General features: G+C 37.1%; 18 protein-coding genes and 2 rRNA genes. 8 read left to right on the top strand and 12 right to left on the bottom strand.

Annotated features, from left to right (window positions below; genetic code table 11):
- The first annotated feature begins 67 nt into the window (after positions 1 to 67).
- Both LF887_RS03050 and LF887_RS03045 read left to right on the top strand, forming a co-directional pair.
- Entirely contained in the window at positions 68 to 715 is a 648-nt protein-coding gene (locus LF887_RS03050; protein WP_236857350.1) for a hypothetical protein, read from the top strand.
- A gap of 53 nt (positions 716 to 768) precedes the next feature.
- On the top strand, positions 769 to 1,266 hold the full coding sequence (locus LF887_RS03045; protein ID WP_236857348.1) for a hypothetical protein: 498 nt from the start codon (positions 769 to 771) through the stop codon (positions 1,264 to 1,266).
- 57 nt (positions 1,267 to 1,323) lie between these two features.
- Here the strand turns inward: LF887_RS03045 and LF887_RS03040 are convergent, their stop codons facing one another.
- Both LF887_RS03040 and LF887_RS03035 read right to left on the bottom strand, forming a co-directional pair.
- Positions 1,324 to 2,349 (bottom strand): LLM class flavin-dependent oxidoreductase, encoded by a 1,026-nt coding sequence (locus LF887_RS03040; protein WP_236857347.1) that lies wholly within the window; start codon positions 2,347 to 2,349, stop codon positions 1,324 to 1,326.
- 325 nt (positions 2,350 to 2,674) lie between these two features.
- A complete protein-coding gene (locus LF887_RS03035; protein ID WP_236857346.1) occupies positions 2,675 to 4,813 on the bottom strand; it encodes a S9 family peptidase in 2,139 nt (712 codons plus the stop codon).
- A gap of 409 nt (positions 4,814 to 5,222) precedes the next feature.
- Here LF887_RS03035 and LF887_RS03030 point away from each other — a divergent pair, with 409 nt between their 5' ends.
- Together LF887_RS03030 and ygiD are read left to right on the top strand one after the other, a co-directional pair.
- Positions 5,223 to 5,735, top strand: coding sequence for a YceI family protein (locus LF887_RS03030; protein WP_236857345.1), 513 nt, complete (start codon positions 5,223 to 5,225; stop codon positions 5,733 to 5,735).
- 81 nt (positions 5,736 to 5,816) lie between these two features.
- Complete coding sequence (gene ygiD, locus LF887_RS03025) at positions 5,817 to 6,644, top strand: 4,5-DOPA dioxygenase extradiol (RefSeq protein WP_236857344.1); 828 nt, start codon at positions 5,817 to 5,819, stop codon at positions 6,642 to 6,644.
- A 97-nt stretch (positions 6,645 to 6,741) separates the two neighbouring features.
- Here ygiD and LF887_RS03020 read toward each other — a convergent pair whose 3' ends face one another.
- The 4 genes from LF887_RS03020 to hutH all read right to left on the bottom strand — a co-directional run bounded on the left by LF887_RS03020 (position 6,742) and on the right by hutH (position 10,824).
- Positions 6,742 to 8,223 carry a S8 family peptidase gene (locus tag LF887_RS03020; protein ID WP_236857343.1) on the bottom strand — a complete coding sequence of 494 codons (1,482 nt, stop codon included), beginning with the start codon at positions 8,221 to 8,223 and terminating at the stop codon, positions 6,742 to 6,744.
- Positions 8,224 to 8,369: 146 nt separating this feature from the next.
- Positions 8,370 to 8,816 carry a GNAT family N-acetyltransferase gene (locus LF887_RS03015; RefSeq protein WP_236857342.1) on the bottom strand — a complete coding sequence of 149 codons (447 nt, stop codon included), beginning with the start codon at positions 8,814 to 8,816 and terminating at the stop codon, positions 8,370 to 8,372.
- Positions 8,817 to 8,877: 61 nt separating this feature from the next.
- Positions 8,878 to 9,327: a DUF2059 domain-containing protein gene (locus tag LF887_RS03010; RefSeq protein ID WP_236857341.1), complete on the bottom strand. Its 450-nt coding sequence runs from the start codon at positions 9,325 to 9,327 to the stop codon at positions 8,878 to 8,880.
- A 3-nt stretch (positions 9,328 to 9,330) separates the two neighbouring features.
- Positions 9,331 to 10,824, bottom strand: a complete 1,494-nt coding sequence (hutH, locus tag LF887_RS03005) for a histidine ammonia-lyase (protein ID WP_236857339.1) — start codon at positions 10,822 to 10,824, stop codon at positions 9,331 to 9,333.
- A 130-nt stretch (positions 10,825 to 10,954) separates the two neighbouring features.
- On the opposite strand from hutH, the gene LF887_RS03000 reads away from it, so the two are divergent.
- Together LF887_RS03000 and uvrC are read left to right on the top strand one after the other, a co-directional pair.
- The gene (locus LF887_RS03000) at positions 10,955 to 11,716 is read left to right on the top strand and encodes a hypothetical protein (RefSeq protein WP_236857338.1); all 762 of its coding nucleotides are present in this window, start codon (positions 10,955 to 10,957) and stop codon (positions 11,714 to 11,716) included.
- Positions 11,717 to 11,807: 91 nt separating this feature from the next.
- The gene (uvrC, locus tag LF887_RS02995; protein WP_236857337.1) at positions 11,808 to 13,604 is read left to right on the top strand and encodes an excinuclease ABC subunit UvrC; all 1,797 of its coding nucleotides are present in this window, start codon (positions 11,808 to 11,810) and stop codon (positions 13,602 to 13,604) included.
- 426 nt (positions 13,605 to 14,030) lie between these two features.
- Here uvrC and LF887_RS02990 read toward each other — a convergent pair whose 3' ends face one another.
- The 4 genes from LF887_RS02990 to LF887_RS02975 all read right to left on the bottom strand — a co-directional run bounded on the left by LF887_RS02990 (position 14,031) and on the right by LF887_RS02975 (position 19,704).
- The gene (locus tag LF887_RS02990; RefSeq protein ID WP_236857336.1) at positions 14,031 to 16,796 is read right to left on the bottom strand and encodes a T9SS type A sorting domain-containing protein; all 2,766 of its coding nucleotides are present in this window, start codon (positions 16,794 to 16,796) and stop codon (positions 14,031 to 14,033) included.
- 173 nt (positions 16,797 to 16,969) lie between these two features.
- The gene (locus tag LF887_RS02985) at positions 16,970 to 17,719 is read right to left on the bottom strand and encodes a hypothetical protein (protein ID WP_236857335.1); all 750 of its coding nucleotides are present in this window, start codon (positions 17,717 to 17,719) and stop codon (positions 16,970 to 16,972) included.
- A 10-nt stretch (positions 17,720 to 17,729) separates the two neighbouring features.
- The gene (locus LF887_RS02980) at positions 17,730 to 18,812 is read right to left on the bottom strand and encodes a PorV/PorQ family protein (protein ID WP_236857334.1); all 1,083 of its coding nucleotides are present in this window, start codon (positions 18,810 to 18,812) and stop codon (positions 17,730 to 17,732) included.
- A 13-nt stretch (positions 18,813 to 18,825) separates the two neighbouring features.
- Complete coding sequence (locus tag LF887_RS02975; RefSeq protein ID WP_236857333.1) at positions 18,826 to 19,704, bottom strand: DMT family transporter; 879 nt, start codon at positions 19,702 to 19,704, stop codon at positions 18,826 to 18,828.
- A gap of 248 nt (positions 19,705 to 19,952) precedes the next feature.
- Between LF887_RS02975 and LF887_RS02970 the strand changes: the two genes are divergently transcribed.
- Together LF887_RS02970 and LF887_RS02965 are read left to right on the top strand one after the other, a co-directional pair.
- A complete protein-coding gene (locus tag LF887_RS02970) occupies positions 19,953 to 20,480 on the top strand; it encodes a GNAT family N-acetyltransferase (RefSeq protein WP_236857332.1) in 528 nt (175 codons plus the stop codon).
- Positions 20,481 to 20,781: 301 nt separating this feature from the next.
- Positions 20,782 to 22,410 carry an acyl-CoA carboxylase subunit beta gene (locus LF887_RS02965; RefSeq protein ID WP_236857331.1) on the top strand — a complete coding sequence of 543 codons (1,629 nt, stop codon included), beginning with the start codon at positions 20,782 to 20,784 and terminating at the stop codon, positions 22,408 to 22,410.
- A gap of 358 nt (positions 22,411 to 22,768) precedes the next feature.
- On the opposite strand, the gene rrf is transcribed toward LF887_RS02965, so the two are convergent.
- Both rrf and LF887_RS02955 read right to left on the bottom strand, forming a co-directional pair.
- Positions 22,769 to 22,876: ribosomal RNA gene (gene rrf, locus LF887_RS02960) — 5S ribosomal RNA — on the bottom strand.
- Between the two features lie 141 nt (positions 22,877 to 23,017).
- Positions 23,018 to 25,773 (bottom strand): 23S ribosomal RNA (locus tag LF887_RS02955).
- Positions 25,774 to 25,857 lie beyond the last annotated feature (84 nt).

Below are 25,857 nucleotides of genomic sequence, written 5' to 3'. Positions count from 1 at the left end.
CCCGAAGTGTAAAATCAAAAGCAATGTACCGGTCTGTGCTTGGTGGAACTATTAAGTTCAAAAGAATATGTTGGTTCAAACCCCGTCAAAGATTTTAAAGAACGATTTCAGAGTTTGGAATGAAACCGAACAGTATACAATGACTGAAATTTTCAAGAATGAAGAAAAAATTAACGCTTTACTCAGTGTAAAAGAAGCGGTTTTGAATATTGGAGGAGAATTAAGGCTTAATTTTGAAGGTGAGAGAACTATTCTTATTCTTCCCCTTTACGGAGAAATAATTATCAGCGATTTTTATGAGAGTATCTCTGCCGGAAAGTCTCTTACTTTCAACAGTGAAGCAGGAAAAGAAATTGTTATTAAAAACCTGGTTTATCATGACAAAACGGATCTTTTGATCTTTGAGTTTGAAAAGCAGGAAAATATTCTATCCTTTTCCAAAAAGGAGCTTGATTTTGCCTTAGAAAACAATTTTTTCAGAATTTCAGCAACCTTACCATTTCCTAATTTCATTGGTCTTTACAACGGTCGTGCTGAAGGATTCTATGCTTTGAAAGATTCAGAAAAATCTATTTTCGGAATTGTAGTGAATGGAGCTTTCGAATTTCAAAACAGATTGCTGGAAAACCGGGATGCCATTTTACTCTGGCAAATTCAGGAGCTGGAATTTGAGGCTTTGAGTGAAGATGCTCTTGTCATTTTTATGGAAATCTAAACTGATTGGAAAGAGCCGAGATCGGTTGAAGAACACCTTTATCTTTTTAAGCTATGAAAAAAGTAAAACTTGCCTTTCGTATTGTGATTGATCAGTCTTCTGAAATGGCTTGGGACCGGTATATTTTTGAGGATACCTATTTTGAATATAAAATTCAGCATCAGGTTTTTGATGATAAAGAAAATCCGGTGAAGAACTATTGGGAGTTACTGCAAAATAATCCGAATGCGAAACAAATTCCTTTTCTATTAAGCAGTGCTGCAGGTAATTATGTTACCCAATTAGGAGGTGTTATCAGAAGTCTTCCGGATGTTTTGGGAAATACATTCTTTCCGGTTGACAGTTTCACATTAGATTTGGTTTCTTCCCATATGGAAGATGCTTCCAAACATAAAGTGGGTCTTACTTTTTTTACTCCGGAACTTCTGCTTATTGATATTATTGACAATAAATACCTCTTGAGTAATGAAACAGATCAGGAAAATGGTTTTGAGACCTTTATGTTTCCATTTCATCCTCAGATTGCGATTGTCTTTTATCAGACCCTATAAATTTTTGTGACCACTTATAAAAAACCGCTGTTGAATATATCAACAGCGGTTTCATTTTTATAAACTCCCGACAACGGGTTTTACTTCTTTTCCAAATAACTCAATAGATTTCATCATCACATCATGAGCAGGATCTCCTACATCCATATGCCCGATAAACCTTGTAATCCCGAAAAGTTCTTTCATGTAAGCAATTTTATCAGCAACTTCTGCGGGGCTTCCTATAAATAAAGCTCCGTCTTTACTTCTTCCGCCTTCATACTGCGCTTTGGTATAAGGAGCCCAGCCTCTGGAAGCTCCTATCCTATCCATCTGTGATTTATAATTATGGAAATACCCATCTACAACATTCTGATCATCACTTACAAAAGTATGCGAATGAACGGCAATCTGCATTTTGGAGACATCATGCCCTGCTTTTTGATATTCCTGCTTATAAAATTCAATCAGATTTCTGAATTGGGCAGGCATTCCGCCAATAATAGCGACTACTAAAGGCATTCCTAACTGGGCAGCACTTAAAACGGACTGAGGAGTTCCTCCCACAGCTCTCCAGATGGAAAGTTTCCCATCATTTTTTGCTCTTGGGTAAACTGTTTGGTTCTGCATCGGAGCGCGAAGTTTTCCAGACCAGGTTACATTTTCTTCAGAGTTGATTTTTAATAATAATTCAAGCTTTTCATCAAAAAGTTCTTCATAATCATTCAATGAATAACCATATAAAGGAAACGATTCTATGAAGCTTCCACGCCCTACAAATATTTCTGCTCTTCCGTCTGAAATCAAGTCCAGTGTAGAAAAGTCTTCATATACTTTTACAGGCTCTGAAGAACTTAAAACAGTTACTCCGCTCGCCAGTTTTATATTTTTAGTAATACTTGCTGCTGCTGCCAGAACCATTTCCGGAGAGGAAACTGCGTAATCCGGGCGGTGGTGTTCTCCCATCGCAAATACATCAATTCCCACCTCATCCATCAGCTTCACCTGATCCAGTATTTCACGGATTTTAGTTCCTGCCTCTCTATATTTACCGGTTGACTGGTCAAAAGCCAGATCTCCGAACATTCCTATTCCTAATTCCATATTGTTGATTTTAGATATACAAAGATACCACTATGAAAAATCAAAAGCATTGATGTTTGTTAAGAACGGAAGTACCCACGGAAACTAATGGGGTTCTTGTTGGAAAAACGCACAAGTATAAGAATTCTTCATTTTCATACCGCAGTAAGATGCCGAAGATTTTCAGCAATACTTCATTCATATGGTATTAGAGGTATACAATTTTATCACAGAAAAAATCTTTCTGTCTTACAACATGAGGTATTCAATAAATTTACGCCTTTGTGTTTTCCCAATAGCATTATTAAAAAAAACCAGTCTAAAATTTTAGACTGGTTTTTTATTATTATTTCTTCAGATAAAGATCAAAATAATCTGTAATCTTTTGCATTAAGTGAACTCTGTCTTTACCAATTACATTATGCGGGTGCCCCGGATAAGTAAAGTAATCCAACTGAACACCATTATCAACTGCAGATTTGATGAATTTTATAGAATGCTGCCAAACCACTACGTCATCCTGCGCCCCATGAATCATCAGTAGTTTTCCTTTCAGGTTCTGAACTTTATCCAAAAGATTGGCTGCTGCATATCCTTGTGGATTTTCCTGTGGAGTATCCATATATCTTTCTCCATACATGATTTCATACATACTCCAGTCGATTACCGGTCCTCCTGCAACTCCAACTTTGAATACATCTGGCTTACGAAGCATAAAACTTGTTGTCATAAATCCTCCAAAGCTCCATCCATGGATTCCCATTTTTTCAGCATCTACATATGGAAGAGATTTTAAGTAATCTACTCCTTTCATCTGGTCGTTCATTTCTGTAGTTCCCAGATTTCTGAATACTGCCTGCTCGAATTTTAATCCGCGGTTAGAAGAACCTCTTCCATCCATTGTGAAAATGATATATCCGTTTTGAGCCATGTATTCATACCACAGATTTCCTGAAGCAGGGAAACTGTTTGTAATCAGCTGTAAGTGTGGGCCGTTATACAGATAAACAATTGTAGGATACTTTTTATTAGGATCAAAATTTGTTGGAAGAATGATTTTCCCATATAAAGGCGTTCCGTCATCAGCTTTTAATTCTATATTTTTAATTTCCGGTCTCTGATAATTCTTTAAAGGATTTTCAGAAGTAAGGATATTGGTAGATTTTAAATTAGCAGTATTAATGATATTGCCAACTCTTGGAGAGTTTGCATTGCTATAAGCATCATACAGATAATTTCCGTCACTGCTTAAAGTTCCGATATGCATCCCTTCAGCACTGTCCAGTCTCTGCATTTTGAAATTAGTCCAGTTGATTCTATATAAATGCCTTTCCAAAGGAGTTTCCTTTGTAGACGTGAAATAGATTTCCTTTTTCTTTTCATTAAATCCTAAAATATCGGTTACCAACCAATCTCCTTTTGTAATCTGTGCAATCAGCCCTTTTTCAAGGCTATAGTGAAACAAATGGTTGTATCCTGTTCTCTGGCTCTGCCAGATAAAATCTGTATTGGAATTCGGGAAGAAAGTAAGCGGATGCTGAGGCTCAACATATTTACTGTCTGTTTCTTCAAATAAAGTTTTCACCAATTCTCCGGTGGCTGCATCATACTGATTCATTTTCATATGATTCTGCCCTCTGTTCAAAACTCCTACAAAGATATATTTTGAATCCGGACTCCAGGTAACTGCTGTTAGGTATTGGTCTTTTTCCCCTTCAGTTTTCAGGAAAGTAGTAGATTGTGTTTTAATATTGAAAACACCTAAAGTTACCTGATGAGAAGCCTGGCCTGCCATCGGGTATTTAATATTATGATTAACGGCAGGAGTCACAGACCAGTCAATGATCGGGTAATCTGCTACCATACTCTGATCCATTCTATAGAAAGCTACACTTTCAGAATTAGGAGCAGGGAAGATTCCTGTGTCAATACCAAATTCGTTTCTGTGAACAGCCTGTCCGCTGATGATATTTTCATTGGCTTCATTTGTTACAGCAATGGTTTTACCATTTTTATTCACAAATAAATTATTCTTTGCCGTAAAAGCAAACGTCTGTCCGTCCCCGAACATTTTTACATTGGCAGCATCCTGATCTACGTTTGCCGAATTTTTTACTTTCCAGCCGTTTCCTGATTTTTCTATCCAGGACATTTTACCTGCCGTAGTAAAGTAACCGTTGGAAGTGCTTGTAAACCTGATTGGCGGAACAGCTTTCAGTTTGTCATTCGAAAACTGTCTGTTCAATTGAGTCAGGGATATCAATGTATCTTGTTTATTGGTTTTCAGATCTGTGATCAGATAACCTCCTTTTACTGCCTGGATATATGATTTTCCATCTGCAGACCATGAAAATTGTGAAATATTTTTCACTGCAAGATTGGTTCTCATTCCATTTACAGCTTCCGCCATCGTAAATTTCTGGCTCTGGGCAAATGCTGAACTGCCTACAACCAGCATCAATAAAGAAAACTTATGTAATTTCATTGTATAAAATTGAATCCCTCAAAAATAAGAAATAAAAATCACCCGTTAAGAAATGTTAAATTAAAACATTCATAAAATGAAAATCATGAATTGATGAAAATTATTCTTACCTTAATACTAAGTATTTTTAAGTTGAAAATGGAAAATTGAAGGTTGAAAATGGATAATGGATAATGGATAATGGATAATGGATAATGGATAATGGATAATGGATAATGGATAATGGATAATGGATAATGGATAATGGATAATGGATAAAATTAAATGATTCTGGGAAGAGATTGATCATTTTCAATTCTGAACTTTCAATTTTAAACTTAATTTCATTTCTTATCCTATATCAATGACTTGTATAGATAGTCTATCCTAAATTTGCATTATTAATAACAAACAAAAAATACAAAATACAATGGCTACAAAATGGAACCTAGACCCAACGCATAGTGAAATTACTTTCAAAGTAAAACACATGATGATCTCTAACGTAAAAGGAAGCTTCAGAACTTTCAATGCAGAAATTGAAGCTGAAGATGATACTTTTGCCAATGCCAAAACAACAGCAACTATTGAGACAGATTCTGTTTTCACAAATAATACAGACAGAGATAATCACTTGAAGTCTGCTGAATTCTTCAATGCTGAAAACCACCCTACGATCACTTTTGAATCTCAGGCGTTAAACGATACAGTTGTAGGAAATCTTACGATTAATGGAATCACAAAATCTGTAACTCTTGACGTAGACTTCGGAGGAATCAACGTTGACCCATGGGGAAATACAAAAGCAGGTTTCTCTTTTGAAGGGAAAATCAGCAGAAAAGACTTTGGACTAAACTGGAATGCAGCTCTTGAAGCGGGAGGTGTAATGGTAAGTGATGACGTAAAGGTAGCTGGTGAATTACAGTTTGTAAAACAGGCATAATTTTTTAACACCTATTATGGAAGGTTCAGGGATTTGTCTAAAAGCCTTGAACCTTTTATTTTTTATTAATCTTCAATATTTATGAACCTCAACGATCTTCAAAGTATAAGCGAAAGTTTTGGAAACACACAGAGAATGCCTGTTTTATTTCTTGGGCATGGCTCACCAATGAATGCTATTGAAGAAAATCAGTTTGTACAGGGTTTCCGAAAAGCGGCTACAGAAATACCTAAGCCTCATGCTATCCTGTGTATTTCTGCCCACTGGTATACCCAGGGAACTTTTGTAACGGCAATGGATATGCCTAAAACGATCCACGATTTTTACGGTTTTCCTAAAGAGCTGTTTGATGTACAATATCCTGCTCCTGGAAATCCTGAACTGGCTAAAGAAACAGCTGAACTTCTGTTACCGGTAGATGTGCAAGAAGACCACAGTTGGGGATTAGACCATGGTGCCTGGTCAGTGATCAGACATATGTATCCTAATGCTGATATTCCTGTAATTCAGCTTAGCATAGACTATACGAAACCTCCGCAGTATCATTATGATCTTGCAAAAAGGCTGAATAAACTAAGAGAGAAAGGAATTCTGATCATCGGAAGCGGAAATATTGTTCACAATCTCCGTCTGATCGACTGGAAAAATATAAATACAGTGGGAGCCGGCTGGGATTGGGCTATAGAAGCTCGTGAGAAAACAAATAACTGGCTTCTGGACGGAAATTTTCAGAATGTCATTGATTATCAGAAACAGGGAACTTTCCTTCAGTATGCCGTTCCTACTCCTGATCATTATCTTCCGCTGCTCTATACATTAGGGTTGAAAGATCAGTCTGAAGATTTGACTTTATTCAACGATGAGCTTATTGGCGGTTCTTTGAGTATGACCAGTGTAAGGATTGGATAAAGGGACAGATCCATAAATCACTATATATTAAAATTTTAAAATAAAATAGGTTATCCCTCATTGAGATAACCTATTCTTTTTTGTATTATATTATATTTTATTGTACAGCTTTCAGAACATTGATGTTTCCATAGCCGTAACTTGAATTGACTGTCGGATAATAAGTTGCAGACTGCCTCATTTTATTTAGAACCTGATCTCTTGTCCACGATGGATTTTTGGCCCATACTAAGGCAGCAATTCCAGCAGTAGCGGCTGTTGCCACTGAAGAACCCCCTACATAATCTGCCTGTCCGTTATAATAACTCAGAACTGGAACTGTATTTCCTGAAGCTCTCTCCATCTGGAAAGTAAAGTCGATCTGGCTTCCGGAATGGCAAACATCACATTTCTGATTGGATGTATTTTCTTTCACTCCTGTAACCGCCTGTGTTTCAGGCATTGATGCAGGGAAAATCACACCCACGAAATTGGTAAAGCTAGTAGAAGTTCCTCCGGCACAGAAAATAAGTTTTCCTTTGGAATAAGCGTATTTTACCCCATCTTCAATTTTTCCTACTGAAAAAATATGTCCCATAGACATGGAAATGATTTTCACACTGGTATTGTTTCCAAGTTCTGTAAAGGCGGTTTTCACAGCAGTCTGTTCGCTGGAAGTTTCCAGAACAACATTTTCTGCGGCTCTGTAAGCAATTAAATTCGCATTGTATGCTACTCCTACAGGTAATCCTGCATTATTTCTCGGAGCTGTCATCACTGAAGCCATTTTGGTTCCATGTCCGCACTGATCTGCTGAACCGTCTGAGTTGTACACTCCAACTTTACTGATTGTTCTTCCTGAAGAAGCACCATTGTTAAAACTTCCGCCCAGGAGAGTCTGCTCTGGAGAAACCCCTGTATCAATAAGTCCTATGGTTACTCCAGCTCCTGTACTGTAGTTCCAGGCATCAGGGATATTATGTTTTGCAAAAGCCCATGGAATTTTTGCGCTTGGCGTTGTGGATGTATAATCTACAGCACTTAAGGTAGCAGACGAAAAACCACATCCGGAAGAGCCGCTGCCTGAAGATTTTGCTGTTGTATTATATCTGGATTCGATTTCAAAATAGTGATAATCTGCCGGCTCCACATACCTGATTGTTTTCATTTGACGAAGAGCACTTATCGTTTCTTCTTTTTCAATCACAACGTCCATCTGATTGAGATATTGATCGGAAAGAAGAAGAAATCCTCTTTCATCTTTTCCTTCATATTTTTTGATAACAGCAAGAAGTTCTTTTTCCATCTCACTGCTATTAAGAGATTTACTTCTGTCAAAGTCTTCCTTAGAGGAGCCAAATCCTATGGATACCATTTTGTTTCCACGGAAAATAGCACTCCATAAAAAATGATCAGATTCATTTCTCCAATTGAACGCTCCGTCTGTTTTAATGGACTGATTTATCCTTTCATTGATTTGTTTTTCTGTCAACGGATCTTTCTGAGCCATTTCCATTTTCGGAGTTTCATTTTGAAGTTCTTCCCTGGTACAAGAGTTTAAAGCAAAAAATATTACTAATAGGAATACAGTTTTTTTCATATTTTATAATTTTTGATTGGAGTCACAATATAACACTTTACAGGGAATTACAAACTTTAAAAAATGAATTTACCATTACATAAATATTAATTAAAAGACTGAAAGAACAATGTTATGCTCATCATTTATTATTTTTATTGCTAAACTTATAATATCTTCTCTAAACAGATACTCTGCTCTATTCCTATATATGGTCCATAATTAGAAATCCTGTAAAATCCATTATGCTCATAAACAGAAATTGCGTTTTTAAGATCTTTAGAAGTTTCCAGAACTGCTTTTTGAAAATTCAGTTCTCTAGCCCAGTTCTCCAATTCCTTTACAATTTTGGATGCAAGTCCCCGCTGCCTGAATTCCGGCTGGGTATACATTCTTTTGATTTCAACGGTATTTTCCGAAAGTATCTTGAACGACCCACAAGCAGCAGGAATAGTATCAATATATATAACGACACAATTTTTAATAGCCTCTATTGTATTAAACTGATTAAAGAAATCGTGTTCATCACCATTATGCTCTGCAAGAATACTGTCAAGAAGTTTTACTAAGTTTTGGAAATCTGTATGTGAGGAGTCTGTTCTAAGTATATGCATGATTATTTGATTAAATAATTAGAGAAAACAAAAGCTTCCTTTTTCAGGAAGCTTTTTATTTTTATCGCGCAGGAGGTGGAGGGTTTTGAAAGTGATAATGTTCATTAATTTTATCATTAACTTTTTTGTTAAATGCCTCCACAAATTTATTTGTAACTTCCGTTGATTCAGTCATTAAAGATGGCATATTTTCAATCAGTTTTTGACCTGCCGGAGTTTTGTAAAACTTGATAAGCTCATCGATATCGGCATCCGAAAAGTACTTTTTATAAATAGGAATATAAAGGGTAACTATTCTTTCGGGAGCCATATCTTTTTTGAACTCATCCCAAAAATTATCTGGCAAGTCCTTATACTTATTGTTGTAATGATCCATAAACTCCTTAAATCCAATGGACAACATCCGATCTGACCTTGTAATACTGATCAGTTCCCTCACTTTTGCTTCGTTCGATTGAGAAAAAGCATTTATTCCCAGCAAAAGGAAACCCAAAATAATCCCTTTCTTCATTTTCTATTTTACATCAACAATAAATTTTCTTTCATTGATCAGTTCTGCAATCGCTAACATATCTTTACCGATTAATCTGTCATCTTCAAGCTTCGCAACTTTGGAACGAAGAATAGTAAAGTTTTCTTCTATCACTTTGGAGCACCTGGAAGGTCTTCTGAATTCCAGTCCCTGAGCAGCAAACATCAGCTCAACAGATAAAATATTCACAAGGTTACCAAGAACCTGATTGAATTTTCTTCCGGAAATACTTCCCATAGAAACATGGTCTTCCTGTCCTAAACTTGTAGGAATAGAGTCTGCCGACGCCGGGAAACACAATGTTTTATTTTCTGTAACCAAAGCTGCTGAAGTATATTGCGGGATCATAAATCCGGAATTTAAACCTGAGCTTTCCGTCAGTAATCTTGGAAGTCCATATTTCCCTTCTAATAATAAGTAACTTCTTCTGTCGGAAATATTTCCTAATTCCGCCGCCGCCAGTGTTGCATAGTCTAAAGGCAAAGCCATCAGCTGTCCATGAAAGTTACCTCCCGAAATAGATTCTTCAGCACTTAGTACAATTGGGTTGTCTGTTACAGAATTCAGTTCTGTTTCAGCCATACTCTTAAGGTGTTCAAAGGCATTTCTACTGGCTCCGTGAACCTGTGGTACACATCTCATAGAATACGGATCCTGAACTCTCTCGCAATCTTCGTGAGCTTTCATGTTTTCTGAGCCCTTTAAGAATTTAAGCATTCTTGCAGCTACTTTTTTACTCCCTTCAAAAGGTCTGATATCATGAAGTTCTTTTTTGAATGGGCTTTCTGAACCTCTGTATGCTTCAATACTCATCGCAGCAGTCATGTCCGCAAGGTCAAGCAGGTATTCAAACTTTTCTAATCCTTTGATGGCATGTGCCAGGATAAATTGGGTACCATTGATCAATCCTAAACCTTCTTTAGGGCCTAATACCAATGGCTCAAGGTCGTGTTTCTCCAGAACATCCATTGTTTCTGCAACCTGATCTCCTTCCCAAACCTGTCCTAACCCTAATAAAGGCAAGACAAGATGTGCTAAAGGTGCAAGATCACCGGAAGCTCCTACAGATCCCTGTTCAGGAACTACAGGAATAATATCTTTCTCAAGCATCAGGATCAGTCTTTCGATTACATCAAGAGAAACTCCTGAAAAACCTTTTGATAAAGCATGAACTTTCGCAATCATCATGATTTTGGAAAGTTCTTTATTAATCGGTTTTCCTACTCCTACGGCATGGGAAATAATTAAATTATATTGTAACTGCGCTGTTTCGTCAGCTGATATTTTAGTATCACACAATGGTCCGAATCCAGTATTAATCCCATATACACATCTATCGGACTCTACTATTTCCTGTACATTTTTCTGTGATTTTAAGATCTGTTCTTTTGCTGCTTTGTTCAGCTTGGCTTTATTAGGTTTTTTACAGATTTCCAGAATATCATGGAAAGTAAAAATATCTACTCCGTATATCATTTCTAAAAAATTTTCTTAAAATTACGCATTTAAGGATAATTGGAAAAGCTAAATTTCACCCTTCTATATTTTTATGAAATCAAATGATTTAATTTACTATTTTTGGCTCCGAAATTAAAAACAATAATACATGAGACTCAAATCTTTACTGCTTGTTCTATTGGTTGCCAGTACAACAGCTTTCGCACAGAAAGTAAAATATTCAAAAGAAGAAAAAAAAGAAATGAACAAGTACCTTTTTAACGAAGGCTTCGACACTGCATCGGATAAAAAAGTATCTACCATAATATTGAAAGATAATACTGAATACCAAGGCTACAGTAAATCATGGGAAAAACAAAGAGGCCAGATTCTTTCTATCACACTCGAAGACGTAGATACAAGAAAATCTAAGAAATTTGCTGCGGCAGATATTGCTGAAATGTATTTATATCCAACAGAAACTGAAAAATCTATGAAAGCGGCAAAATTCATTTCAAATATGAGAAATTACAGCACTAAAAAATATAAAAAGTCTGTAACAGATGAAGCAATTCCTTTTGAAAATCAAACCGTTTCTTTAAAAAACAAGAAAGAAAGCAGAACTTTTCTAATGCAGGTCATTAATCCGGAGTTTAATGATATTATTTCTGTTTATCATGATCCTTTTGCAACTACTACCTCTTCACCTGGTTTCGTTGGCGGCCCTGCATTCGGCGGCGGTGTTATCAAATCTTATTACATAAAGAAAGGCAATAAAGTCATGTGGCTTCATAAGGATGATTTTGAAGACAATTATGATTTTCTTTTTGGTGACAACAAGGAGTTCATGCAAAAATACCCTAAAGATTCTGTTAAATGGGATTACTTAAGTTTCCTTGTATATACTTATACCGAAATGGCAAACGGATAAAGTTATTATTATCATATCATTTATAAACCTGTAGATCAGTCTACGGGTTTTTTATTTTTCAAAATATAGAAAGTTTCCTTAATTTTGTTATATGAATCCTTCTTTAGAATTACAGCTCAAAACTTTACCATCCGAACCCGGCGTTTATCGTTATTATGATAAAAACGAACAGCTATTGTATGTAGGGAAAGCTAAAAATCTGAAAAAGAGGGTTCTCTCCTATTTCAACAAAAATCTTCCCGGATACAGGATTAAAATAATGGTGAGTAAGATCCAGCGTCTGGAAACTACTATTGTAAACAGTGAGTATGATGCTCTTTTGTTGGAAAACAATTTGATTAAAGAGCATAAGCCGTTTTATAATGTCATGCTGAAAGATGACAAAACGTATCCCTGGATCTGCATTAAAAACGAAGATTTCCCACGCGTTTTTCTAACGAGAAATATGATTAAAGACGGTTCGGAATATTATGGGCCTTATGCAAAGGTACGTCCTGCAAAGATCTTATTGGATACCATCAAGCATATTTATAAACTAAGAACGTGTAATCTAAACCTCTCCCCTGCCAAAATAGCAGACGGAAAGTATAAAGTGTGTCTGGAATACCATATCAAAAACTGCGAAGGGCCTTGTGAAGATCTTGAAAGTAAAGAAGAATATGATGAGAAGATAGACGCTATCCGTGGAATTGTTAAAGGAGATTTCCGGAAAGCTAAAGATTTTCTTGTAAATCAGATGATGAAACTTGCTTCTGACCTCAAGTTTGAGGAGGCTCAGATTATTAAAGAGCGGCTTGATATTCTGGAAGATTATCAGGCTAAAAATACAGTGGTTAATCCAAATATTGATGATGTGGATGTCTTTGGTATGACCAGTGATGAAACAGCAGCTTATGTCAACTTCTTTAAGATAAGAAACGGGAATATCATTCAAAGTTTCACTACAGAGATTAAAAAAATTCTTGAGGAAACAGATGAAGACATTATGGAAGAAGCCTTGATTGAGATCCGTCAGAAGTTCGCTTCGGACTCAAAAGAAGTTCTGCTTCCTTTCCATTTGTCTGTAGAAATTCCGAATGTAAAACTGATTGTTCCGAAAGTAGGCGACAAAAAAAGAATTGTAGAGCTTTCTGAAAAGAATGCTAAAGAATACCGTCTGGAAAAGCTGAAACAGGTTCAAATCGTAGATCCTGAAAGGCATACGAACAGAATCATGGCTGAAATGCAGAAACTGCTGAGAATGCCTGTAGAACCCAGACATATAGAAGGTTTTGACAACTCAAATATTCAGGGGACCAATCCTGTGTCGGCCTGTGTTGTTTTTAAAGATGGTAAACCCAGCAAAGCAGATTATAGAATTTTCCACCCTAAAACGGTAGAAGGGCCCAATGATTTTGCCACCATGGAGGAAGTGATCTACCGCCGGTATAAAAGAATGCTTGATGAAGGAGAAAGTCTCCCTCAGTTGATTTTGATTGATGGGGGGAAAGGACAGTTATCTTCTGCAGTTAAGAGTTTAAGATTACTGGGACTTTATGGAAAAATAACTATTGTAGGAATTGCCAAAAGACTGGAAGAAATTTTCTTCCCGGAAGATTCTATTCCTTTATATCTTGATAAAAAATCTGAAACTTTAAAAATCTTACAAAGAGTACGTGATGAAGCCCACCGTTTTGGAGTAAAACATCATAGAACCAGAAGAAGTAATTCTACGATAAAATCTGAACTGGAGGAAATTACCGGAGTGGGAGAAAAAACAATTGAATTATTACTTTCTAAATTAAAATCCGTAAAACGAATCAAAGAATCCAATCTGGAAACACTGGAAGAGATTCTCGGCAAGAGCAAGGCTAAAATAATCTGGGAGTTTTTCAATAACAACGGATAATTCCATTAGATTTTTTTTGTCAAAAACACTCTTTCATTCCATGGATACAGGCATTTCATCCATTATTTAGTGAAAATAAAAATACTAACAAATAGCTTTCGTTAAAATTAAATAATCACTAATATTCAATAAATATAAAATTATTCATTAAATATTAAGATTATATATATTTTTATTGTAAATTAGCATTAGTAACTAAAAGCAATAATACCATAAAAAAAATTCTAATTCTGCAGGTCTTATTTTCTCTTTGTTTCGCACAATAAATGACCTGTTTTTATATTTCAATCCAATTATTTTCATCAAAGAATAGTTGAACTTTTAAAGGTTAGTTTGTCAATAGTTTTACCTACAGAATCAGGAAAAGACACATCATCATATTCAAATATAAAAGGCTCCTTTTCAGGAGCCTTTTATAGGTATTATTTATTTTTTTATGATCTTGCTTAAGTAATCACCTTTTCCGGTTTTTATTTTTACAAAGTATATTCCTGAAGAAAGTTCTGCTACCCTAATATTCTCATTATGGTCAACTATATTTTTTATCAGCTTTCCGGAAGTATCGAAAATCTTGACCGTTTCAATTCTGTCATTTCCTTTAAGCTTTATTGAGAAATAGTCAGAAACAGGATTTGGATAAATCTGAATATCCATATTCCCATTTTTAGTATCAGCATTAGGAGTTTCACTCACTGCCAGATAAGTGGGTAGCGGGTCAGTAATTTCGTAGAATTCACTTCCGTGTTCTTTTGTAGCAATGGTCAGATATAATTGATCTCCATCAGTTCCCATTTTCTGAATATTTTCATTAGCCAGTAACTGATTATCATCATTGGTTATAAAAATATCCATAGGCATAGTTCCTGATGAAGTTCCGTTAGTTCTCCATACTTTCTGGGAATCACCATTAAGGAAATAAAGATAATTATTCGCACAAACCATGTCTTTCACTGAAGTAAAATTTTGGGCCAAATTGGAAGTTCCATTAGCTGTACCGTCGGTTTTCCATAATTGGGATGCATTGTTATGTGTAAAGAATAACTGATTACCACATTTTTTAAATTTAATATCTCCAGAAAAGTTCCCGGATAAAATTTCGGCTGTTCCTGCAGCAGTACCATCTGTAGAATGCAATGCTGAAGGATATCCTGATGTAACATAGATCAATTTATTATCTAAAGTACCAGTTTCCTTTGAAATACTCGCGGAACCATAAGGTACAGCGTAAGACTTTATCAGAACAGCTGATGCCTGATCACCATCTGAAGACCAAAGCTCATTCTGCCCCGAGCTGTAACTTGTTGAGGTATTCTCCTGCTGTTTTGTAAAGAGTAGCTTATTATTCAACGTATTTAATACCTTGATGTTCCCATCAGTTCCATCCTGATATGAAAACTGAATAGTTTTTAAGGTACCGGCATCAGTAGCATCAGTTTTCCAGATCCCCAGTTTTCCGTTTTCTTTGGCCACAAAATAGGCGAAACCATTCAGAACTGCCGTTTTAGAATCCACAGAATAAAGACTTCCCATATAATCTGCAGAGATATCTTTCACCAAAGTAACTGTATTGGAATTATTATTTACTTTCCAAAGTTCAGTACCTACTAAATTATTATAACCGGCAAAAAGCAGGGTATTATCATTTAAATTTGTGTACATAAACCTACTTGATACATCGGGAGATGTTATTGCAATAGTATTGGCTTCCGTTCCATCTGTCCTGTAAGTTCCTCCATCCGTGTAGAGATAATTTCCAACTTTAATAAAGTCATCATTAAAATCAGTATAAATCCCTGTATATGAATTCCCTCCCAGTGCAGATAATCTTTGAATCTGGTATGTACTGTTATTTCTCTTATAAATCTGGCTATTAAACTGGCGGTCCGTAGCAATAAAGATAAGATCATTATTCAGTACATTAAATGCATGAGGAGAAGCACTTTCAAATTTACTGATATCAGAAGCTATTGCGGCCTCCTGGGTAAGCGGATCTATTGAGTATAATTCTGTTCCATATTTTTGAGTGCTACCGGGAAGATAAATTTTAGAATTCAGATCTACAAAACTATTGCTATATGGCAATCCAAGACTTGTGATTTCAAAGCTATGGGCAGGGTTTCCATCAGTAATCCAATATCTGCTTCCATAGTTGGCCATGGTAAAGATCAAATGTTTATCATCCGAACTGGTTCCATAGATCAAAGCATCAGGATGAGTACTGAAAGGAACGGTGCCGGCTTCTGTACCATCTGTTTCCCAGATATAGTTGCCATAGGCCTGATTTACTCCGTTGGCACCACTTTCAAAGAATATTTTATTGTTGAATTTTATAAATTTTTTCATACCCATGGAACTTGTAGCTCCTGGAGTAAGATTTTTCAAGAGTTTAGTACCGGCAGCTGTTCCGTCAGAAATCCAAGGCTCAAGCCCGTTTACTGTATCAAATCCTGTAAATACAAAATAATCATCTGCTGCTGCACCTTCCAGCCTGATATACCCTATAGGTTTCACAGATACTGTTCCTGCTTCTGTTCCATCTGTTGAATATAATTCATATCCTGCGGTTCCGAGATTAGCGATAAAATAAAGTTTATTCTTAAAAATCAATGCTGCAAAGTCTCCGTCAATACTTCCATTGGCATTAGGGACGATGTCCTTTAACAAAGTGGTTCCTGTCAAAGTACCATCAGATTTCCAGATCTCCTTTCCATGTACTCCATCATTGGCCGCTATATACATGATACCATTCATGGAGTGCATTTTCACGTTACCGGAGTATTGAAATGTCTTTAACAGCTGCAAACTGTCTGCAACGGTATTATAAACCCAAAGTTCATTGTGATGATAAAAAAAGATATTATTTCCTGCTACAGCAGTGGTTTCAATAGCATATTCAAAATTCAGATCTTTCACTTTAGAAGTTCCGGAAGTAGTTCCATCGGTTACCCAAAGCTGGTTATTAGAATTATTGCTCTGTATAGCTATGAAGTACACCTTATTATTCAGCTTCATAAAGGTAGGATCACCGGAAATCCCAATACCATATCCAGGAAAAACATCTTTCAGTAAGGTAGATTTCTGAGTAACAGGATTAAAGGTCCATAATTCTCTGCTTTCTTCAGCATTTCTTGTAGCCGGAAAAATAAGCTGATCGTTAAATTTGATTAACTGGCTGTCCGCTTGAAGAACCAAAATGAATCTCCTGCAGCTTTGTATTTAAAACAGTCTGCGCGCAGGAAAATATTGACACTGCTGTCAACATCGAAATATAAATTTTTCTCATTTTCTATTAAAAGTAAATCCTTAGCTAAGATCTTTGTCTTAGCTAAGGATATGGTTATTCTTTTTTTGTTTTTATGTTCAAACTATTTTCCAGCAAAAACTTCTTTGGAATATCTTCCATCTGCCTGCGGAATATCTATTACAATATTCCCATTCTCAAAATAGCCTATGGTTGAATTTCCTTCAGCAAGTTTTACAGTGAAAACATCTTTTTTTGATGTTGTCTTAAAAACAGCAAATGGAACAGAGCTCCCTGAATTTGCTAAAATAAACTGATTAGCATCAATCTGTATTTTCTGCAATTCCATTTTTCCATTTGAATAGTGATTAGCTGATGGAGTGGCAGAAGATGTTGATACCTCAGAAACTGTAGTCTGGGCATTTTCGTTTACAGCGGTATTCTGAGCGGGCAGCATCGCAACAGGATTAGAAAACCCAACCTTTGTCAACGCCTGGTTCAATGCATCTGCAAATCCTTCTTCAAATTCTTTAATATCTGAGCTCCCTTTCGACTCAAAAACCACTTTTTTGTTACAATCTTTAAACTGTAAAATCACTTTATTGGTGAATAAGTTTTTATCATTCAGAACTTCTGCATTAAGCACATTACAGGAATTGTTTTTGGCATCCGATGGCCATTTATCCACACTTTCTGCCAGTACATCATACTTCTTTCCCTTCAGTGCTTTTGCTAAAGATTCTTCTAATCCAAAACTGCTCTTTTTAAAAGTCTGGAACTTCTCCGGAATAAAAATATACTTATAATCTGAAACTTTTTGGGCAAAAGCTGCTGTTGAGCAAATTGCCAACACAAACATTGAAATCTTTTTCATTTTTTCTGATTTAATCGTTTCTGAATGCTCCCATATCCATCTTTAGTGAGAAGAAATTAGAATAGAAATTAGATCCCCCTATGCCTGAATTTGTAATTGCATAATCCAGTGTAAGTCCTCTATATCTTATCCCAATACCTGCACTAGGCTGAAATGAAACTTTTCTTTTAAGGTCTTCTATATCTGTAATCGACTGAAATCTATTGATCCCCAGTCTCACAAAAATCATTTTCTGATATCCTAATTCTGCTCCTGCATAAGGGCTTATACTTGCAAAATCTGTTGAAATTAAAGAAGCCGTTTTAGCAAAATCTACATTTAATCCCGCTTCCGGTAATACGTAAACACTACTGTTGATTTCAAATAATTTGCTGGCTCCTACATTAAGTTTAGGCATTGTAAGTTCCATCTTATCTTTTGGTGCCGGGTTAAATTCTTCTCCGTTTACAACAGTAGAAAGTTCTTTCTGGTTAATGCTCCAAAAGTTTACAGTAGTTGTGATATCACGAATCATCCCCCCGAACTTCCATCCATTATTCCCTTTATAAATTGCTCCCACATCAAAACCGAAACCATAGCCATTGGCAAACTTACCTACATTTCTATAGACTATTTTTGCATTTACTCCTACATCAAGATTAGGATTTCCACCCGGTCTGAATGCATAAGAAAGAATTGCTGCATAATCGGATTGAGAGAACTTTGTAATTTTATCATAATCAATATTCCCTTCAGCATCAATCATCTGGGTGGTATTCAAAATATTATCTACTCCAAGTCTGACTACAGAAACTCCGAAAACACCTTCTTCTAAAACTTTAGCGTAAGCTAAATAGTCATATTTTGCAATTGACTCAAAGTATTCTGCATGCATAGCAGCCCCCTGCCAGTCTTTCTCTATTGCCATCAGACCTGCAGGATTCCACATAGGGGCATAGACATCATCCTGATTGGAGATTACTGCTCCTCCCATTGCCAGCCCACGAGCTCCCGCTCCTATATTTAAAAATTCATTGGAATACTTCCTGATAATCTGAGATTGGGACAGCCCAAACAGCAGTGAAAATGCAAGTAAAAAATATTTTTTCATCATATAAATTTGATGCTTAGTTAAAGTTTTTAGTTTTTCTGGCTTTTATTAATCCATTCACTATGATTGCCAGTATCATAACAGCTGAAGCAATATAAAATATAGGGCTCATATGTTCTGATTCCCCAAAGATAAAAAAAGCTAGTATAATTCCGTAAACAGGTTCTAAATTAACTGTTAAAATTAATGTGAAAGGTGATATATATTTCATTAATTTCACTGATTCTAACATTGGAAAAGCAGTGAAAACACTGGCTAACAAGCATATTAACGCCAAATCTCTATAGTTTATTTCATTCATTTGAAAAATTTGCCCTGAAAGCAGATAAAATATCATTAAAATAAACCAACCACAGAAAATTTCATAAAATATAATGTTCCCTGAACTCGTTTTCCCAAACATTTTACCATTAAATACGGAAAATATGGTTCCAAAAATGGCACAGAATATTCCATAAATAATACCTTCTTTGAAATGGAACTCGGTTTTAAAAATCAATAAAATACAGGCAACAATCACTGTACCCATGATGACCTCAGAAATATCGACTTTTCTTTTAAAAATAACGGGTTCAAGTATGGATGCAAAAAGAGTGGACAAAGACAGACAACTCAAAGCAATTGAAACATTTGATACTTTAATAGAGTAAAAAAAACAATACCAGTGAAGAGCCATGGCAAGGCCTATACCTGCCAGCTGAAAGAATATTTTTTTAGAAACCTTTATGCTTTCTTTTTTAAAAACTCTGATAAATACAAAAAGAAAAATAGCAGCGAAAAGCATTCTGTAGAAAACCAGAATCTGTGCATTTGCATGAATCAGCTTTCCTAAAATTGCAGTGAATCCCCATAAAAATACTATTAAGTGCAATCTGAAAAGTGCCAATTTATGCATAACCTATCTCCTTTTAATTTTTAACATGCAAATTTACAAATAGGCTTTTATAAATCTCATAAAAAATTATAAATATTACGTTAACAAATAATTATTTACTCAATATCTATATCTTTTTTAGTTATTTTTAAAAAAAATAATTGAAAATATATAATGTAGACATCTGCTATACCAATTTTGAAATTTATTATTTCGTAGCTATCTTTATAAGCGAATTATGCTTTTCAACAAAAACCACCAATCAGCTAATGGTATTAAATGCAGATATTATAATAAAAACAGACCGGCTCATCTTAAAACCTATTGACCCCCTATATATTGATGACATTAATAGGCATTTTACTGCAGAAACTACAAAGTATATGCCCTTTACTCCGAACGGTAATAGAAATGATATTACAAAATTTGTGGAGGAATCAAAAATGCTTCTTTCAAAAAATACCGATCTCGTAATGGTAGCTGTTGATCCAGATAAAAACTTCATTGGCTGTTGTGGCATTCATAATATAACTTCAGAGTCCGTAGAACTCGGCCTATGGTTGAAACAAAGTGTGCAAGGAATTGGATTGGGAACTGAAATAATAATGAATCTGATAGAATTTTTAGAAAATAATTTCACTTTCGAATATATAATTTATCCAGTAGATCAGGAGAATATAGCCAGTAAGAAAATACCTGAAAAATTAGGTTTTATTCCATACAAAAGGTATCAGAAAAATAAAGGTACATCATCATTTCTTAATATTATAGAATACAGAAAATATTATTCAGATTAACTTTCCAAACCACCTTTCAGTTTTTTTAATAGATATAAAAAAACCCTGAAAATTTGTTAAACTTTCAGGGCCTTCAAATAATAAACTATTAAAAAAATAAACTAGGAACAGAGTATTTTGCAGAGGATATCACCCTCTGTTACTCTATTGTAAAGTTAGAAAAAATATAAATAATTTAAAAGTATTTTTCTGTTAAAAATTTCACAATTTACTAAGAACCAAATCATTAAACGTCTGTTTTACTTCCAATCCATATTCTTCATAAAAATAGTATCTTTAAGCGTAAAAAATTGAAAATTTTATGGATATCGAATTCAATAAACGAGAAGACCAGAACAGATTAAAATTATCAGAGATTAATCGCTTACTCACAGAGATCAAAAAAGGGGGCGGTGAGAAGAGGCTTCAAAAGCTTCGTGATGAGGGAAAAATGACTGCAAGAGAAAGAGTAGACTATCTTCTCGATAAGGATTCAGATTCCATAGAAATAGGAGCGTTTGCAGGGTATGAGATGTACGAAGAGCATGGAGGATGTCCAAGCGGAGGAGTTATTGTTGTGATGGGCTATGTTTCCGGAAGACAATGTCTAGTAGTTGCTAATGATGCTTCTGTAAAAGCTGGTGCCTGGTTTCCTATCACTGGAAAGAAAAACCTCAGAGCACAGGAAATTGCAATGGAAAACAAACTTCCTATTATCTATCTTGTTGACTCAGCAGGTGTTTATCTTCCAATGCAGGATGAAATATTCCCAGATAAAGAGCATTTTGGAAGAATTTTCAGAAATAATGCTAAAATGAGTTCAATGGGAATCATTCAGATTTCTGCCGTTATGGGCAGTTGTGTGGCTGGAGGGGCTTACCTTCCTATTATGAGTGATGAAGCAATGATCGTTGACAAAACAGGCTCTATTTTCCTTGCAGGAAGCTACCTTGTAAAAGCAGCCATTGGAGAAAGTATTGATAATGAAACATTAGGAGGTGCTACTACACACTGTTCTATCTCTGGAGTTACCGATTACAAAGCGAAAGATGATAAAGATGCTTTAACCAGAATAAAAACCATCATGAAATCTATCGGAAGTACTGAAAAAGCAGGCTTCGACAGAATAGAAAGTTTTTCACCAAAAGAAAGTCCTGACAATATTTTCGGAATTATGCCGGTTTCCAGAGCCGAGCAATACGATACTTATGAGATTATCAAATGTATTGTGGATAACTCTGAATACGAAGAATACAAACCCGACTATGGTAAAAGTATTATCTGTGCAACGGCTAGAGTTGATGGATGGTCTGTAGGAATAGTAGCCAACCAAAGAAAGCTGGTAAAAAGCGGTAAGGGAGAAATGCAGTTCGGAGGGGTTATTTACTCCGATTCTGCGGATAAAGCCACCCGATTTATCGCTAACTGTAATCAAAGAAAAATTCCTTTAATCTTCTTACAAGATGTTACAGGATTTATGGTAGGCTCAAAATCAGAGCATGGAGGAATTATCAAAGACGGAGCAAAAATGGTAAATGCTGTAGCTAACTCTGTAGTTCCTAAATTCACCATCATTACAGGAAATTCGTATGGTGCAGGTAATTATGCGATGTGTGGAAAGGCCTATGATCCAAGGCTTATCGTGGCATGGCCATGGGCTGATTTGGCTGTGATGGGAGGAACACAAGCCGCAAAAGTATTGGCCCAGATCCAGGAATCAACCTTGAAAAAACAAGGCAAAGAAATTTCGGAGAAGGAACACAACGATATTTTAGATACCATTTCAAAGAAATACCAGAAACAAACTGAATCCACCTACGCAGCTGCAAGATTATGGACAGATGCTATTATCAACCCTGCAGACACCAGAAAATGGATTTCTATGGGGATTGAAGCGGCAAACCATTCTCCTATTACAGAAAAATTTAACTTGGGAGTAATCCAGGTATAAATACGACTTAACGATAAGAAAATAAAGAACGCCTCAATAGTATTGAGGCGTTCTTTTGTAATAAGTAAGATCTATATTTCAAGATTGTCTCTGTTATTGCGTAGGAATCTACAATGAATAATGGAGAGTTGAAAAATGGAAAATTGAGAGTTGAGAGTTGAAAGCTTAGAATGGAGAATGAATATAAATGTGTTGTGATCATAAGGAAGGAGTTATAAGAAAGACTATCCTTATTCAATAGAAGCGGGCTTTAGCCCGGTTGATATAGATTATGATTAGACTAGACTAGATCAGATCATATAGATGCAAAAAAAAATCCTTTATCGTTATGATAAAGGATTTTTAAAAATAAAATAAAAACTGGCGGCGACCTACTCTCCCGCTTTCGCAGTACCATCGGAGCTGGTGGGCTTAACTTCTGTGTTCGGAATGGGAACAGGTGAGCCCCACCGCTAAAACCACCCTAAAGAAGGTATATAAGGTTGCAGGTTAGAGGTAAAAGGCTGCAGGCTTATCCTGCTTCCTAATAGCCAACATCTGCTACCTGGTTTATCGATAAAAACTTTCACAAAGAGGTAACCTTGCTGCACTTCCGTGCGCCATATTAGGCTATAAATCTACGGGTAATTAGTACTACTTGGCTATGACATTACTGTCTTTACACCTATAGCCTATCAACGTCGTCATCTCCAACGACCCTTAAAAGATGTCTCATCTTGAGGCGAGTTTCGCACTTATATGCTTTCAGTGCTTATCTCTTCCAAACGTAGCTACTCAGCAGTGCACCTGGCGGTACAACTGATACACCAGAGGTTTGTTCAATTCGGTCCTCTCGTACTAGAATCAAGCCCTCTCAAACATCTAACGCCCGCAATAGATAGAGACCGAACTGTCTCACGACGTTCTGAACCCAGCTCGCGTGCCACTTTAATGGGCGAACAGCCCAACCCTTGGGACCTTCTCCAGCCCCAGGATGTGACGAGCCGACATCGAGGTGCCGAACCTCCCCGTCGATGTGAGCTCTTGGGGGAGACTAGCCTGTTATCCCCGGAGTACCTTTTATCCTATGAGCGATGGCCCTTCCATACGGAACCACCGGATCACTATGTCCTGCTTTCGCACCTGATCGACTTGTAGGTCTCACAGTCAAGCACCCTTATGCCATTACACTCTACGCACGGTTACCAAGCGTGCTGAGGGTACCTTTGAAAGCCTCCGTTACTCTTTTGGAGGCGACCACCCCAGTCAAACTACCCACCACGCAATGTCCTTCCATACAGAAGTTAGGCTCCAAGTAAGTAAAGGGTGGTATTTCAACGTTGGCTCCACAAACACTAGCGTGCCTGCTTCAAAGCCTCCCACCTATCCTACACATTACTTACTCAAAGTCAATACGAAGTTATAGTAAAGGTTCACAGGGTCTTTTCGTCCCATTGCGGGTACTCGGCATCTTCACCGAGACTACAATTTCACAGAGCTCATGGTTGAGACAGTGCCCAGATCGTTACACCATTCGTGCAGGTCGGAACTTACCCGACAAGGAATTTCGCTACCTTAGGACCGTTATAGTTACGGCCGCCGTTTACTGGGGCTTCAGTTAATGCCTTCGCTTACGCTAAGCACCTTCCTTAACCTTCCAGCACCGGGCAGGTGTCAGACCCTATACTGCATCTTTCGATTTTGCAGAGTCCTGTGTTTTTGATAAACAGTCGCCTGGGCCTCTTTACTGCGGCCACCATTGCTGATGGCGTCTCTTCTCCCGAAGTTACGAGACTATTTTGCCTAGTTCCTTAACCATGATTCACTCTAGCACCTTAGGATTCTCTCCTCGACTACCTGTGTCGGTTTTGGTACGGGTTGCTTCACTTCGGCTTTTCTTGGAAGCACTTTCCCTACAGCAGCTTCGCCCGAAGGCTAGGCCTTGACTATTCCGTCAGTCTCCAGTAAGTACGGCACTCCGTCCCCTTTTTAGTGTGAGCAAGTATGGGAATATTAACCCATTGTCCATCCACTACCCCTTTCGGGTTCGCGTTAGGTCCCGACTAACCCTCAGCTGATTAGCATGGCTGAGGAAACCTTAGTCTTTCGGTGAGCGGGTTTCTCGCCCGCTTTATCGTTACTTATGCCTACATTTTCTTTTCTATCCGCTCCACAATACCTCACAGTACTGCTTCGGCGCAAATAGAATGCTCTCCTACCAGATGTATATAAATACAAATCCATAGCTTCGGTAATATGTTTATGCCCGATTATTATCCATGCCGGACCGCTCGACTAGTGAGCTGTTACGCACTCTTTAAATGAATGGCTGCTTCCAAGCCAACATCCTAGCTGTCAATGCAGTCCAACCGCGTTGCTTCAACTTAACATATATTTGGGGACCTTAGCTGTTGGTCTGGGTTCTTTCCCTCTCGGACATGGACCTTAGCACCCATGCCCTCACTGCCGACGAACATTTATTAGCATTCGGAGTTTGTCAGGAATTGGTAGGATTTGACTCCCCCGCATCCAATCAGTAGCTCTACCTCTAATAAACTTAACATCGACGCTGCACCTAAATGCATTTCGGAGAGTACGAGCTATCTCCCAGTTTGATTGGCCTTTCACCCCTACCCACAGGTCATCCGAAGACTTTTCAACGTCAACCGGTTCGGTCCTCCACTCTGTGTTACCAGAGCTTCAACCTGCCCATGGGTAGATCACAAGGTTTCGCGTCTAATCCTACTAACTATACGCCCTATTCAGACTCGCTTTCGCTCCGGCTCCGGTACTTAATACCTTAACCTCGCTAGTAAAATTAACTCGTAGGCTCATTATGCAAAAGGCACGCCGTCACACCATATAGGTGCTCCGACCGCTTGTAGGCGTACGGTTTCAGGTTCTATTTCACCCTTCTATTCGAAGTGCTTTTCACCTTTCCTTCACAGTACTTGTTCACTATCGGTCTTTCAGGAGTATTTAGCCTTGGAGGATGGTCCCCCCATATTCAGACAGGATTTCACGTGTCCCGCCCTACTCATTTATCACTCAAATATGCCTTTCATATACGGGGCTATCACCCGCTACGGCTGTTCTTTCCAGAACATTCTATTAAACATATATCAGCTTTTGGGCTAATCCGCTTTCGCTCGCCACTACTTACGGAATCTCTTCGATTTCTTTTCCTCCGGGTACTTAGATGTTTCAGTTCTCCGGGTTTGCTCCTCTTACGAGGTGACTGGTCTTCAACCAGCCGGGTTGCCCCATTCGGACATCTGCGGATCAATTCGTGTGTGCCAATCCCCGCAGCTTTTCGCAGCTTACCACGTCCTTCGTCGCCTCTGAAAGCCTAGGCATCCGCCATACGCCCTTAACGATTTCTTTCCTAATAATTATATTAGTTCAGTATTTTTTGATAAATTAAATTTATCGATATTTTTATAAACTCGGCACTCGAAAGTGCTCGGT

Source organism: Chryseobacterium sp. MEBOG06 (genome assembly GCF_021869765.1).
Lineage (GTDB): Bacteria > Bacteroidota > Bacteroidia > Flavobacteriales > Weeksellaceae > Chryseobacterium.
Note: the sequence above shows the minus strand (reverse complement) of the source record. Positions and strands in the feature narration are given on the sequence as shown.

Coding starts and splice junctions, on each gene's coding strand:
- LF887_RS03050 (WP_236857350.1), top strand. CDS start 68: ATGTTGGTTCAAACCCCGTCAAAGATTTTAAAGAACGATTTCAGAGTT.
- LF887_RS03045 (WP_236857348.1), top strand. CDS start 769: ATGAAAAAAGTAAAACTTGCCTTTCGTATTGTGATTGATCAGTCTTCT.
- LF887_RS03040 (WP_236857347.1), bottom strand. CDS start 2,349: ATGGAATTAGGAATAGGAATGTTCGGAGATCTGGCTTTTGACCAGTCA.
- LF887_RS03035 (WP_236857346.1), bottom strand. CDS start 4,813: ATGAAATTACATAAGTTTTCTTTATTGATGCTGGTTGTAGGCAGTTCA.
- LF887_RS03030 (WP_236857345.1), top strand. CDS start 5,223: ATGGCTACAAAATGGAACCTAGACCCAACGCATAGTGAAATTACTTTC.
- ygiD (WP_236857344.1), top strand. CDS start 5,817: ATGAACCTCAACGATCTTCAAAGTATAAGCGAAAGTTTTGGAAACACA.
- LF887_RS03020 (WP_236857343.1), bottom strand. CDS start 8,223: ATGAAAAAAACTGTATTCCTATTAGTAATATTTTTTGCTTTAAACTCT.
- LF887_RS03015 (WP_236857342.1), bottom strand. CDS start 8,816: ATGCATATACTTAGAACAGACTCCTCACATACAGATTTCCAAAACTTA.
- LF887_RS03010 (WP_236857341.1), bottom strand. CDS start 9,327: ATGAAGAAAGGGATTATTTTGGGTTTCCTTTTGCTGGGAATAAATGCT.
- hutH (WP_236857339.1), bottom strand. CDS start 10,824: ATGATATACGGAGTAGATATTTTTACTTTCCATGATATTCTGGAAATC.
- LF887_RS03000 (WP_236857338.1), top strand. CDS start 10,955: ATGAGACTCAAATCTTTACTGCTTGTTCTATTGGTTGCCAGTACAACA.
- uvrC (WP_236857337.1), top strand. CDS start 11,808: ATGAATCCTTCTTTAGAATTACAGCTCAAAACTTTACCATCCGAACCC.
- LF887_RS02985 (WP_236857335.1), bottom strand. CDS start 17,719: ATGAAAAAGATTTCAATGTTTGTGTTGGCAATTTGCTCAACAGCAGCT.
- LF887_RS02980 (WP_236857334.1), bottom strand. CDS start 18,812: ATGATGAAAAAATATTTTTTACTTGCATTTTCACTGCTGTTTGGGCTG.
- LF887_RS02975 (WP_236857333.1), bottom strand. CDS start 19,704: ATGCATAAATTGGCACTTTTCAGATTGCACTTAATAGTATTTTTATGG.
- LF887_RS02970 (WP_236857332.1), top strand. CDS start 19,953: ATGGTATTAAATGCAGATATTATAATAAAAACAGACCGGCTCATCTTA.
- LF887_RS02965 (WP_236857331.1), top strand. CDS start 20,782: ATGGATATCGAATTCAATAAACGAGAAGACCAGAACAGATTAAAATTA.